Source organism: Arthrobacter sp. SDR-2R (assembly GCF_057747955.1).
The window spans coordinates 4,355,677-4,368,727 of sequence record NZ_CM173231.1 but is presented as its reverse complement, the minus strand read 5'-3'; the positions used below and the strand labels follow the sequence as shown (position 1 = coordinate 4,368,727).

General features: G+C 68.4%; 10 protein-coding genes. 7 read left to right on the top strand and 3 right to left on the bottom strand.

Annotated features, from left to right (window positions below; all coding sequences use genetic code 11):
* Positions 1-16 precede the first annotated feature (16 nt).
* Entirely contained in the window at positions 17-1,006 is a 990-nt protein-coding gene (gene hutG / locus AC3ANU_RS20145; RefSeq protein ID WP_056392278.1) for a formimidoylglutamase, read from the bottom strand.
* Positions 1,007-1,234: 228 nt separating this feature from the next.
* Between hutG and AC3ANU_RS20140 the strand changes: the two genes are divergently transcribed.
* On the top strand, positions 1,235-2,539 hold the full coding sequence (locus tag AC3ANU_RS20140; RefSeq protein WP_056392276.1) for a cation:proton antiporter: 1,305 nt from the start codon (positions 1,235-1,237) through the stop codon (positions 2,537-2,539).
* Between the two features lie 31 nt (positions 2,540-2,570).
* Here AC3ANU_RS20140 and AC3ANU_RS20135 read toward each other — a convergent pair whose 3' ends face one another.
* The gene (locus tag AC3ANU_RS20135; RefSeq protein WP_056392274.1) at positions 2,571-4,010 is read right to left on the bottom strand and encodes an NCS2 family permease; all 1,440 of its coding nucleotides are present in this window, start codon (positions 4,008-4,010) and stop codon (positions 2,571-2,573) included.
* A 111-nt stretch (positions 4,011-4,121) separates the two neighbouring features.
* Here AC3ANU_RS20135 and AC3ANU_RS20130 point away from each other — a divergent pair, with 111 nt between their 5' ends.
* The gene (locus AC3ANU_RS20130) at positions 4,122-4,775 is read left to right on the top strand and encodes a copper resistance CopC family protein (RefSeq protein ID WP_082581780.1); all 654 of its coding nucleotides are present in this window, start codon (positions 4,122-4,124) and stop codon (positions 4,773-4,775) included.
* Between the two features lie 49 nt (positions 4,776-4,824).
* Here AC3ANU_RS20130 and AC3ANU_RS20125 read toward each other — a convergent pair whose 3' ends face one another.
* Positions 4,825-5,463: an NAD(P)/FAD-dependent oxidoreductase gene (locus AC3ANU_RS20125; RefSeq protein ID WP_018771717.1), complete on the bottom strand. Its 639-nt coding sequence runs from the start codon at positions 5,461-5,463 to the stop codon at positions 4,825-4,827.
* 428 nt (positions 5,464-5,891) lie between these two features.
* On the opposite strand from AC3ANU_RS20125, the gene AC3ANU_RS20120 reads away from it, so the two are divergent.
* The 5 genes from AC3ANU_RS20120 (at position 5,892) to AC3ANU_RS20100 (ending at position 13,005) form a co-directional block, all read left to right on the top strand.
* The gene (locus AC3ANU_RS20120) at positions 5,892-6,932 is read left to right on the top strand and encodes a universal stress protein (protein ID WP_056392273.1); all 1,041 of its coding nucleotides are present in this window, start codon (positions 5,892-5,894) and stop codon (positions 6,930-6,932) included.
* 63 nt (positions 6,933-6,995) lie between these two features.
* On the top strand, positions 6,996-9,839 hold the full coding sequence (locus AC3ANU_RS20115; RefSeq protein WP_488315146.1) for a PEP/pyruvate-binding domain-containing protein: 2,844 nt from the start codon (positions 6,996-6,998) through the stop codon (positions 9,837-9,839).
* Between the two features lie 60 nt (positions 9,840-9,899).
* Positions 9,900-11,015: a LolA family protein gene (locus AC3ANU_RS20110; protein ID WP_488315999.1), complete on the top strand. Its 1,116-nt coding sequence runs from the start codon at positions 9,900-9,902 to the stop codon at positions 11,013-11,015.
* A 45-nt stretch (positions 11,016-11,060) separates the two neighbouring features.
* On the top strand, positions 11,061-12,131 hold the full coding sequence (locus tag AC3ANU_RS20105; RefSeq protein ID WP_488315145.1) for an ABC transporter ATP-binding protein: 1,071 nt from the start codon (positions 11,061-11,063) through the stop codon (positions 12,129-12,131).
* Complete coding sequence (locus AC3ANU_RS20100) at positions 12,121-13,005, top strand: ABC transporter permease (RefSeq protein WP_018771712.1); 885 nt, start codon at positions 12,121-12,123, stop codon at positions 13,003-13,005. The genes AC3ANU_RS20105 and AC3ANU_RS20100 overlap by 11 nt, the downstream gene beginning before the upstream one ends.
* Positions 13,006-13,051: the final 46 nt, after the last annotated feature.

Below are 13,051 nucleotides of genomic sequence, written 5' to 3'. Positions count from 1 at the left end.
CGGGCTGCGGCGTCTTTCAGCGCAGCAGCGTGTCCACCAGCCGCGCTGCGGTTTTGGCGGTCCGGCCGTCGATGTCGAAGGCCGGGTTCAGCTCCGCAACGTCCAGGTGCAGGAGCTTCCCGCTCCGCGCCACCTGCCGGCACACGGCGGAAATAACAGGCAGCGGCACGCCGTAGGCCGCGGGCGCGCTCACCCCGGGCGCCACGGCCGCGGGCAGCACATCCAGGTCGATGGTCAGGTACAGCACGTCGATGTCCGCCAGGAAGGCGTCCACGAAGTCCCGCACCCTCTCTGCGTCGCAGTCCTCGTCCAGCAGGTACCGAACGCCCAGCGTCCGGGCGGTGTCGAACAGGACCCGGGTGTTGTTCGGCTCCGAGATGCCCACGACGGCGTAGCGGAATTCCCGCCCGGCGTCCGCTTCCGCATGGGCCATCTGCAGGAACGGGGTCCCGGAACTGGGCACCGGCTCGTCGCGGAGGTCGAAGTGGGCGTCAAGGTTCAGGACACCAAGCCGCTGCCCGTTGCGGACCGCCGACGAGGCGCTGACGCCGAGGTAGCTCGCGTAGGCGGTTTCGTGGCCGCCGCCCAGGACAACGGTCTGGTGGCCGGCGTCCAGCAGGGCCGCCACTGCGCGGCCAAGCCGTTCCTGCCCGGCTTCCAGGTCTTCCCCCGGCACCGCCACGTCGCCGAGGTCAGCCACCGTCCGGTCGAGGTGGAAAGCGAGCGGGCCCAGCGCCTTCCGCAAGGCTGCGGGGGCGGCGGACGCTCCGGTGCGCCCCTTGTTCCGGCGCACGCCCTCGTCGCTGGCGAAGCCCAGCAGGGCCACGGGCCTGCCGGTCGCTGTACCCCCCGTACCCGGCGCACCCATCCCGTCCCCCGCACCCGCCGTGGTGCTGTCCAGCGTGTCAACTGCCTGCCACCATCGGCGGTGGCCGGGAGCGTCGCCGTCGAACCTCCCGGTCCAGGGCTGGGGCGGGACATCGACGGCGGGGAGCTGGAGGGACATGACTCAAGCTCACCGCATGCGGGGCACGAAAACCAGCAACGCCGCCGTCGTCCTGTCCGGGATCCAAGAACCCCTAACTCCAGGACCCGGCTTCCAGGTACCCGGACTTCTTACTGCGCCGGGGATATGCCGGGTGCAGGGGTTATGGTGAGAGCAGTCCGCCCCATCGAAGCGTGGCGTGTCCGCTTCCGGATCCACGCAACCATTCCAGGCTGGAGAGCCTTCCCCATGTTCGAAGCCCCAGACATCCTCTTTGCCGCGGCAGGCATCGCCGTCTTCATCGCCGCGGTCCTGCCCAAGCTGCTGCGCGACATGCCGCTGTCCATGCCCATGGTTTTCCTTGGTGCCGGGATGGGGGCGTTCGCGCTGATTCCATCGCTGCCGGACCCCAACCCGGTGGAGCACGGCGATTTTGTCATGCACCTTGCGGAGGTCTGCGTGATCATTTCGCTGATGGGCGCCGGACTGGCCCTGGACCGGCCGGTGGGACGCAAGCGCTGGTCCACCACGTGGCGGCTCCTGGGCATCGCCATGCCGTTGTGCATCCTGGGGTTGACGCTGCTGGGCATGTGGTTCCTGGGCCTGGGGCTGGGCGCGGCCCTGCTGGTGGCCGCCAGCCTCGCCCCCACGGACCCGGTCCTCGCGTCCGAAGTCCAGGTGGGCGAGCCCGCGGACCAGGATGGCCATACCGACAAGGAGGATGAGGTCCGGTTCGGACTCACCTCGGAAGCCGGGCTGAACGACGGGCTGGCTTTCCCGTTCGTGTACCTGGCCATTGCCATCAGCGTCGCCGGGGCAAGCCCAACTGCCTGGTTTGGCGAATGGTTCGGGCTGGACGTGCTGTGGCGGCTGGCCATCGGGCTGCTGGTGGGCTTCCTCACCGGCAAGCTGCTGGCAAGGGTCTTCTTCTCCGCCCATGCGGAGAGCTTCAGGCTGTCCAACCACTCCGAGGGGTTCGTGGCCCTGGCGGCGACATTCCTGGCCTATGGGCTGACGCAGATGGTGGCGGGCTACGGATTCATCGCGGTCTTCGTCTGCGCCGTGACCATCCGCGCAGCTGAACGCACCCACGGCTACCACCGGGTGCTGCACTCCTACGTGGAGCAGCTGGAACGGCTCCTGACGGTGGTGATCCTGGTCCTGCTCGGCGGTGCAATCGCCCGTGGGCTGCTTGAAGGGATTGGCCTGGGGGAAGTGCTGGTGGCGTTGGCATTCCTGCTGGTGGTCCGGCCGCTTGCCGGCTGGCTGGGCCTGCTGGGCGGCAAGACCGGGCCGCGGGAACGCGTGGCGCTCTCCTTCTTTGGCATCCGCGGCATCGGGTCGGTGTACTACCTGGCCTTTGCGCTGGGCGAAGGCCACTTCACGGACCAGGCACACTGGCTCTGGTCCTTCATCGGGCTGGTGGTGGCGCTGTCCATCGTGATCCATGGCGCCACCACCTCGCCCCTCATGAACCGGCTGGACCGGCTGCGCGAAAGGAAGGCGCTGGCGGTGTCCGGCGACGAGGGACTCGCGCCGAACACCCCTGTATAGCTGCATGCCGTGCAGCTATACAGGGGTGTAGCTACATGCCCAGTGCGGCCTCGATGGGCCCGATGGCGAAGAACAGTGCGAACGCCGCGGCCACGGCCCACATCAGCGGGTGGATGTCCTTGACCCGTCCCTGGACGGTGCGGATCAGGACGTACGCGATGAAGCCTGCGCCCAGGCCGTTGGCGATGGAGTAGGTGAACGGCATCAGGGTGAACGTCAGGAACGCCGGGATGGCGATGCCCCAGTCCTGCCAGTCGATCTTGCCCACCTGGGACACCATCATGAAGCCCACCACTACCAGCGCCGGGGCCACTGCCTCGAACGGCACCAGGTTGATCAGCGGGGTGAAGAACATGGCCACCAGGAACAGCAGGCCGGTGACCACCGAGGCGATACCGGTGCGGGCGCCTTCGCCGATGCCGGCGCCGGCCTCGACATAGATCTGGTTGGAGGAGACGGAAGCGCCGCCGCCGATGATGGCGCCGAGTGCGTCCACCTGGAGCACGCGGTCGACGTCGGGAATGTTGCCGTGCTCGTCCACCGTTCCGGCCTCGTTGGCCAGGCCCACCATGGTGCCCATGGCGTCGAAGAAGATGCTGAGCAGGATTACGAAGGCCAGCAGGGTGGCGGCCACGAAGCCGAGGTGTTCGAAGGCGCCGAAGGGATTGGCCTTGCCGATCAGGGACAGGTCAGGGGCGGCCCAGCCGGAGAACGCCGGCGCCACCAGGGACCAGCCCTGGGGGTTGAAGTTCTTGCCGTCGAAGCTGGGTCCGATGTGCAGGGTTGTCTCAAGGATCACGGACAGCACGGTGGAGGTGATGATGCCGATCAGGATGGCGCCCTTGATCTTGCGCACCACAAGGGCGATGGTCAGGATCAGGCCGAAAACGAACACGGCCGTGGGCCAGCCCAGCAGCTTGCCTTCGAAGCCAAGGCCAACGGGCACCGTGGTGCCTGCAACGTCCGGAATGCGCCGCACGAATCCGGCGTTGACCAGCCCGATCAGGGCGATGAACAGGCCGATGCCCACCACGATTGCCGTCTTGAGGCCGTCCGGCACGGCCTTGAAGACGGCGGTCCGGAAGCCGGTGAGGACCAGGATCAGCATGGTGACGCCGGAGAGGACCACCAGGCCCATCATGTCCGGCCAGCTGAGTTCCGGGTTTGTGGCCACGGTGACGGCCACGAAGGCATTCACGCCGAGGCCGGTGGCCAGCGCGAAGGGGTGCCGGCCCCAGGCGCCCATCAGGATGGTCAGGATGCCTGCCACGAACGCGGTCACGGCGGCCACGGCGGTGAAGCCCAGTGTGGTGCCGTTCGAGTCCGGACCGGACAGGATCAGCGGGTTCAGCACCACGATGTAGCTCATGGCGAAGAAGGTGGCGAACCCGCCGCGGATCTCGCGGGAAAGGTTGGAACCGCGCTCGGTGACCCTGAAATACCGGTCCAGGGCAGAGCCTTGCTTAAGCATTAGTCCTCCGGGGAAGTGTGTGGGGATACCTGCATCCTAAGGGGGCGGCAGGGAATGGGCCGGCAAATGCGCCTAGTCTGTAAGGAAGCCAACACAAGGAGCAGCCCAAACATGCGCCACGTCCGCCGCCGACTGCTGGGCTTTGTGCCCGGTTTCTTCGTCCTCTCCTTTGTCCTCGCCGCCGCGATGCTGGGCCTGGCGGGCCCGGCCAGCGCCCACGATGCCGCAGAGTCCACCAGCCCGGCCCAGGGTGCGGCGCTGCCGGCGCCGCCCGGCGAGGTTTCGGTGACCTTCAGCAACAAGCCGCTGGGCATCGGCTCGTCGTTCTCGGTCAAGGACGCCGGCGGTACCGAATGGGCTGACGGGTCCGTGCAGATCGTGGACAACGTGGCCACCCAAAAGCTTCGGCCAGGCGGCCCCGCGGGGAAGTACACCGTGGCATGGCGCGTGGTCAGTTCGGACTCGCACCCCATTGAGGGCACATTCACTTTCACCGCGGCCACAGGCGACCCGTCCGCAACGGCGGGCCCGGCCAGTCCGACGGCGGCGGGTGCAGTTCCGGGAATGGGTACAGCGCAGCCCGGGGTTACGGAGGAGCCGTCCGTGCCTGCCAATGCCGGCGAGCCCTTCCAGTGGAGCATCGTGATTTTTGCGGCCGTTGCCGTGGGGCTGCTGGTGGCCCTCGGCGTCCTGGCCCGGCGCCGGCTCACAGGCGACGGGGATGACGGGGACGGCATGGATGCCGGGGAGGACGGCCGGGGGTAGCCCGGCCCGGGGGTGCCGGCCGGCTCCGGCCTGGCGGCGGGCAGGGCTGTCAGCAGGTCAGCACCGCAAAGCTGCCCGTTGCCGGGAAGGCGCCGCCGGACGGGTGGCCACTGCCCGGATTGACCTTGGCGGAGATGGCCTGGCCCACCGTCTTGGCCTGGCGCAGTACTTCCTTGGGCGACGGCGTGATCAGCTCACCCACTCCCACCAGGTAGATGCCAATGGCCCGCATGGCCGCTGCCACGTTCCGGCCTACGGCGATCCCGAAGTCGTTGAGCATGCGCCGCAGCTGGCTGTGGGCGCACCTGGTCAGGACGATGTGGTCGGCCACCAGGATGCCGGTGGGGGTGTGCACCTGCCATTGCGGAGCGGCGCCGTGCCCGGGTCCCTGGAGCATGGTCAGCTGGACCGCGCGGGTTGTGTTCCGGACGTCCACGCTGTGGCTTGTGGCGTAATTGCGCAGATGGCGCAGGATCTCGTTGCGCTCCCGGAGGGTGTCGCTGTCCGCCGCGTCGCAACGCTGCAGCGATGACGTGTTTGCGGGTTGCCCGGCGCCGAGGATGTCCAGCCCGTCCACCACAATGGAGGCCACGCGGTGGCGGCGCAGTTCTGCGGCCACGGCAAGCCCGGACAGGCCCGTGCCAATGATGACAGTGGTGGTCTGTTCGGTCTGGGCATCCCCAGGCATGCTTGACACTACAGTTTCCCTCCTTCGAAGCTTTCGGCAGGTGCCGGCGTCCTCGCCGGCCCGCGTCCCGTTACCCCCAAGTACGGCCGCAGCGCATGGCCCGGGACAGTGCGCGCAGGAAGTTGCGGTTGGCGTCCCGGACCAACAATGTCCTGAAGACTACAGAACAAATGCGGCCGTGGATAGCCCAATGAGGAAAACGTTTCTGATGACATGAAGGCGCTTTCCCAGCCGCTCCGGAGGGCCTGTGGATAACCCGGCCTACCCGCCCCTGAACAGGCTTGCTAAGCCCTGGGGGACGGAGAATAGTGGGAATCGGGAACGGGCCTTTTCCTGCCGGTGCCGCTGGGGGCCGGGATGCACGGGGAGTGGTCCGTTTTCTGGCAGAATAGCCGCAACATCAGGCGTATCGCGAGGAGGCGGCCCCCATGGGCTCACGAGAGTTGCACCCGGACCAGGCCCGGGACGGTGGTGGTGCGTCACCCGCTCCCCACGGCATCGTGGTGGGCGTGGACGGTTCGGACCATGGCCAGTGCGCCTTGGTGTGGGCCGCGCGGGAAGCCCAGCGCCGCCGTCGTCCGCTCCATATCGTCACCGCCTATTCCGTGCCGATCTTCGCCGCGTCCGGACTGGACGGAGGCTATGCCACGGTGGACGATTCCGTCATCCGTGAAGGTGCCGAGGCCATCGCCAAGCAGGCTGTTGAAAAGGTTTCCGCTTACGACATTGATGTCAGTTCCTCCGTAGAGAACGGCGACGCAGCAGGAGTCCTGCTGGAAATCTCCGAAACCGCGGAACTCCTGGTGGTGGGCACCCGCGGCCGCGGCGGCTTCGTGGGCCGCCTCCTGGGATCGGTCAGCAGTGCCCTGCCTGCCCATGCAAAATGCCCCACCGTGACGGTCCCCTTGTTCTGTTCGGACCGGCTCGGTGAAACCACCGAGGACCGCCGCGTCAAGGCGGAGCAGGCCAAGTCCGGCCACCGGCTGGTGGAGAACGTGGTGGTGGTCGGCGTCGATGGCTCCGAGCAGGCACGCGTTGCCGTCCTCGAAGCAGCCGACCAGGCCGAACGGCTGGGTGCCTCGCTCCGCGTGATCTGTGCCGTCCCCCAGTACAGCGGTTCCCTGGCCTGGGTTCCCGCACCCATGGACCGGAAGGCATTGTTTGACGATATCAGGGTCACCCTGGAGGCCGGCATGGCGTGGCTCCGCAGCCACTACCCGCACCTGCGGGCTGACTACGAGCTGAAGGACGGTTCGCCGGTGGACGTGCTCGTGGAGGAAAGCCGGCACGTGGAACTGGTGGTGGTGGGTACCCGCGGCCGCGGGGGCTTCACCGGAATGCTTCTGGGCTCAACGTCCGATGGTGTCCTGCACCATGCAAAGGGCCCGGTCATGGTGGTCCCGGACCGGGAAGACCCCCGCCTGGCGGACCGTGCGCGGTTCGGTCCGATCCTCGGCGACGCCGCCTAGCCGGCACCGGACAAACAGCAAGGCATCCCCGGAATACCGCCGCTCGGATAAGGCATCTGGGACATGGAGCAGCCAGGGCTGTCAAAAGTCGGCACCAGCACGGACGCCGGGCTGGTGCTGGACCTGCGCCGGCTCGACGCCGGAATGCTGGGCTTGGCGGGTGGCAAGGCAGCCAACCTTGGAGAGCTGTTGTCCGCAGGGTTGCCGGTCCCGGAGGGTTTCTGCCTCACTACCGCTGCATACCGGCAGGCAACCGGCGCCCCCGACTCCCTGCCTCCCGCGCTGGCCGGGGTTTATGCCACCCTGGGGGACGCCGCCCGGTCCGGCGTTACGGAACCGCATGACGTGGCAGGGCTGGGTGAAACAGCCCGTGCCGCGATCCTGGCACTTCCGCTTCCGGCGGCGGTTTCCCGCGAGGTGGAACAGGCGTACGCGGCCCTGGGACCCGATGTTCCGGTAGCGGTCAGGTCCTCGGCCACCGCAGAAGACCTGCCATTCGCCAGCTTCGCCGGGCAGCAGGACACCTACCTCAACGTCGTCGGAGTGCCTGCCCTGCTTGAGGCCGTCCGCAACTGCTGGGCGTCGCTGTGGACGGACCGGGCAACCGCATACCGGGCAAGCCTGGGGATCGATCCGGCCGGCGTGGCGCTCGCGGTGGTGGTCCAGCGGATGGTGGACGCGGACGCCGCCGGCGTCATGTTCACGGCGAACCCCCTGACCGGCCGCAGGCGGCAGATCGTTATCGATGCCAGTCCCGGCCTGGGCGAGGCCGTCGTCTCAGGCGCCGTCAATCCGGACCACTTCGTGGTGGACGCCCTGACCGGAAGGGTCCTGGAACGGAAACTGGGAGATAAGGGTGTGGCGGTACGCCCCCTTCCCGGCGGCGGGACGCAGACCCTGAAGGTTCCCGCAACCAGCAATGCTGCCTGCCTGACGGACAGCCAACTGGCTGGACTGGCGCGCCTTGGCCTGGAGGCCGAGGATCATTTCGGCGCCCCGCAGGACACCGAGTGGGCCATCGACCGTACCGGGGCCCTGTGGCTCACCCAGTCCAGGCCGATCACCACCCTCTACCCCGTCCCGGAGAGCAACGGTGCCGCGGGCAGGGTCCCCCTGGGCAGCCCCGCCGCAAGCGGTACCAGGGCGTATCTCTGTTTCAGCCTGGCCCAGGGGCTTACCCGCCCGCTGACGCCCATGGGCCTTGCGGCGCTGCGGCTCGTCGCCTCCTCCATCGCCCAGGCTGCAGGCTTCCCTGTTCCGGACCCCCGTGGCGGACCGTCGCCCTATGCCGAGGCCGGGCAGCGGATCTACGTCGACTTCACCACTCCCATCCGCAGCACCGTGGGCCGGCGCCTTGTACCCCGCGTCTTCGACATCATGGAGGCCCGGACAGCAACGGTCATGCGGCAACTGTTCGACGATCCCGCCTTTTCGGTGACCACGAGGACGCCTTTCGGGCTGCTGCATCACATCGTTCCCGTCGCAGCCCGCGCCAGGGTTCCTGCCACGCTTCTCCGGGCGCTGGTCCGGCCCCGGGCAGCGCTCCGGCGGCTGGACCGCTTCACGCGCGACTTCGAGGCATCCCTGGGCTCCGAAGACGGTGCCGGCGCGTCGGCACGCCTTGACCACGCCGAATCCCTCCTTGGGCAGCGCCTGTTCCCGATTGTTCCGGCAATTCTTCCCCTTCCCGCCCTGGGGTTCGCCATGCTCGGCGTTGCGGGAAGAGTGCTGGGTGGCAATGCCTGGGCTGAGCTGCAGCCCGTGATCCGTGGCCTGCCCAACAACATCACCACCGAAATGGACCTGGAGCTGTGGCACCTTGCCAAGGAAATCCGGGAAGACGTTCAATCACGAACCGAACTCATGGCCGGCGATCCCACCGTCCTGGCAGCCGCGTTCCAGGCCGGACAGCTGCCCGCACGCCTCGATGCGGGCCTCACCCGGTTCCTGGACGAGTACGGCCACCGGGCAGTGGGCGAAATCGACGTTGGCCTGCCGCGATGGTCCGAAGAGCCGGCACACATCCTGGGCATCCTCGCCAATTACCTCAGGCTCGAGGACCCGGCCCTGGCGCCTGACGCACAGTTCAGCAAGGCTGTGGAGGACGCGGAAACGCAGGTGGACCGGCTCGTTGCCCGCGCCGCCGCCCGCGGCAGGATCCGGGGAAGGCTGGTGCGTGCCGCGCTGCACAGGGCACGGCTGTTCGCCGGCCTGCGCGAGCTGCCAAAGTACCAGCTGGTGACCGGCCTCGGGGAAGTCCGCCGGCAACTGCTGCTGGTGGGCGGGGAGCTGGCCCGGGCGGGCGTCATCGAACAGCAGGACGACGTGTTCTTCCTGGACCTGGTTGAAACCAGGCAGGCCTTGTCCGTGGACGCCGACGGCGGAGCGCCCGTCCAGGACTTTCGCGCACTCGTGGCCGGCCGCCGCGAGGATTACGCCCAGGAGCTCAGGCGCCGGCATATTCCCCGGGTTCTGCTCTCGGATGGAACCGAACCCGAAGCGGTGCGCACCGCCGTCGGCGTCACCATGGAAGGAATGCTGACAGGCAGCGCAGCCTCGGCAGGAACAGTGACCGCTGCCGCGCGCGTCATCCTGGATCCCGTGGGAGCCCGGCTTGAGCCGGGCGAAATCCTGGTTGCCCCTTCCACGGACCCCGGCTGGACGCCGCTGTTCCTCACTGCGGGCGGGCTGGTGATGGAAATGGGCGGAGCCAATTCCCACGGCGCAGTTGTGGCCAGGGAGTACGGGATACCTGCGGTGGTCGGAGTCGCGGACGCTACCGGGCTGATCAGGACCGGCCAACAAATAACGGTCGACGGCGGTGCGGGCACCGTAGTGCCGGAACGGCCCGGCCGGCAGCAGGATGGGGGCGCTGCGGGTGACACCGATCCACCTGCACCGGCGTAGTCTTTACCTATGGGCTCCAACACGCTGGATTCCAGCGGACCGTCGCAACGAAACAGCACAATGAACCGCCGGGCATGGCTGCGGTGGCTGCCCGCCGTCGCGGCTCCGCTGGCGATCGCTGCGGGCGCCTTGGCCGGCTCCCTTCCGGCCGGTGCCAGCAACCCACTTCCGGCCAAGACGCCGGCGCAGGTCCTGGAGTTGGCGGCAAGCCACCAGGTGCACACGTTCTCAGGGACAGTGGAGCAGTCCGCCGACCTGGGGCTTCCGGAGCTGCCCGCCACCGGGAAGCCATCCGGTCCCGCGGCCGCGGGGAGTGCCGCATCCGTGATTGAGCTGCTGTCCGGCAAGCACACCGCGCGCGTCTACCTGGACGGCAAGGACAACGCCCGCGTGCAGGTGATGGACCAACTGGCTGAACGTGACGCGGTCCGCCACGGCAGCGACGTCTGGTTCTATTCGTCGAAGGACAACACAGCCGCACACTTGACCCTGCCGGAGCATGCCCAGGATCCATCCCGGGCGAAGGACCATCAGTGGGCAGGTGGGATGCCGACGCCAGGCGACCTGGCACAACGCTTCCTGTCCAAGGTTGAACCGACCACGGCCGTTTCGGTGGGGCCGGACGTTTCCGTCGCAGGACGGGCTGCCTACAACCTGCTGATTGAGCCGCGCACCGACGCGACCCTGGTGGGTAAGGTGGCCATCGCCGTCGACGGTGAAAACGGCATGCCCCTGTCCGTGCAGGTGACCGCACGCGGAGCGGACACCCCGGCGTTCCGTTCCGGGTTCACCAGCCTTTCGCTGGAGGCTCCTGACCAGTCCGTCTTCACCTTTACCCCGCCTCCGGGCAGCACGGTCAAGGAACTTCCCGTTCCGGACAAGCTCCATGAGCCCGCAGACATGCACAGCCCCGACGGCATGCATCCCGGTGCCACTAAAGACGTTTCCGTAACCGGCGCCGGATGGGAGACCGTGGTGGGCACGGCGCGTGGGTCTGCTGCCGCTGCCGAGTCGCTGCTGCAGGACCCGCTGCTGTCCCAGGCCGCCGTTGCCGTCCCCGGCGGCCGGCTGCTCTCCACCGCCCTGCTCAACGTCCTGGTCACGGACGACGGCCGGATCTTCGCAGGAATGGTGCCGCCGGAGCGGCTGCAGGCCGCAGCAGCAGCGGCCCAATAAGTGTTGGGTGGACGGGGGAGTGTTGGCCGGACGGGGGCCGGCCCGGTGAGCGCGGGGTTGGCGATCGAGACCCGGGGACTCAGCAAGCACTTTGGCCGGCAGGCCGCCGTCGACAGCGTGGACCTGGCCGTCCCGCACGGGAGTGTCTTCGGCTTCCTGGGGCCCAACGGCTCCGGCAAGACCACCACCATCCGGATGCTGCTCGGCCTGGCGGCCGCATCCGCGGGGACGGTTCACCTGCTGGGCCAGGAGATGCCCGGCAAGCTCCATGATGTGTTGCCGCGCGTGGGCGCCCTGGTGGAAGGCCCCGCCTTCTACCCTTTTCTGTCCGGCGCCGCCAACCTGCACCGGCTCGACGCCGCGGGCCCGCACACCGTGCCCGCCACACGCAAAGCGAGGGTGCAGCGGGCGCTGGAGCGCGTGGGCCTGGAGCACGCCGCCGGCAAACGGGTGCACGCGTACTCCCTGGGCATGAAGCAGCGGCTGGGCATCGCCAACGCCTTGCTGTCGCCACGGGACCTGCTGGTACTGGACGAACCCACCAACGGGCTGGACCCGCAGGGCACCCGGGAAGTCCGGAACCTGGTGCGGTCGCTGGCGCATGAGGGCACCACCGTTTTCGTGTCCAGCCACCTGCTGGCCGAGGTGGACCAGATGTGCACCCACGCTGCCGTCATGAGCGCAGGAAAGCTCGTGGCACAGGGGCCCCTGGCTGAGCTGCGGCAGGCCGGCAGCACCCGGCTCCGGCTGGTAACCCCCGACGGCGGTGCGGCCCGGCAGGTCCTGGCGCGGCTGGGGCTGGTACCGGAACCTGGACACGCTGAACCCCGACACGCTGAACCCCGACAAGCTGAACCCGGACCCGCTGAACCCGGACCCACTGAACCCGGACCCACTGAACCCCGACCCGCTCAACCCGCGCGGGCGCGGCCGGACGGCGAGACGATCGTTGCGGCCATGGTGGACGGTGCCCAGCCGCCCGCGGTGCTTCCCGAGGACGTCGTGGCGCACCTGGTCCAGGCCGGCGTCCGGGTCCGGGGATTCGCCGTCGAGCGTGAAAGCCTTGAGGACCGCTTTGTTGCCCTCACGGGGGAAGGATTCGACGTTGCCCAGTAGTGTTCCCGCGGATCTTCCGGAGGCTGTCGGAACAGCCCGGCCGGCCGCAGTGCCGCGCAGTTCCGGGCTGTCCCTGTTGGGGTCGGAGCTCAAGGTCCTGTTCGGGCGCCGGCGGACCTGGGCGCTGCTCCTGGCGCTCGCTGCCATTCCGGTCCTGATTGCCGTTGCCGTGAAGGTCTCTTCCGCGGTCCCGCCCGGGCGGGGACCCGCCTTCCTTGACCGGATCACCCAGAACGGCCTGTTTGTGGCCTTCACCGCCATGCTGGTTTCCGTGCCGCTGTTCATGCCGCTCGCGGTAGGTGTGGTGGCGGGGGATACGATCGCCGGGGAGGCGAACCTGGGCACCCTCCGGTACCTGTTGGTGGCACCGGCCGGGCGGGTCAGGCTCCTCCTGGTGAAGTACGCGGGCGCGCTGGCCTTCTGTATCGTGGCCCCGTTGACCGTCGGTCTTGCCGGCGCTGCCATTGGCGCGGCACTTTTCCCGGTGGGTCCCGTGACACTGTTGTCCGGCGGGGTGGTCCAGCCGTCCGAAGCTGCCCTGCGCATCGTGCTGATCGCTGCCTACCTGGCGGTGTCACTCGCCGGCCTTTCGGCGATCGGGCTTTTCCTGTCCACGCTGACAGTGGTGCCGGTGGGAGCGATGGCCGCCACCGTGGTGGTCTCGGTGGTCTCGCAGGTCCTTGACCAGCTTCCGCAGCTGGAGTGGCTGCACCCCTGGCTCTTTAGCCACTACTGGCTTGGTTTCGGTGACATGTTGCGCCAGCCGTTAGTGTGGGATTCCTTTGCCAGCAATGCGCTCCTGCAGGCCGGGTATGTGGCAGTGTTCGGGGCGCTCGCCTATGGCCGGTTCGTCACCAAGGACATCCTGAGCTGAGGCAGTCAAGCAATCTATCCGTGGAAGTCAACCGCACCGTTCAACC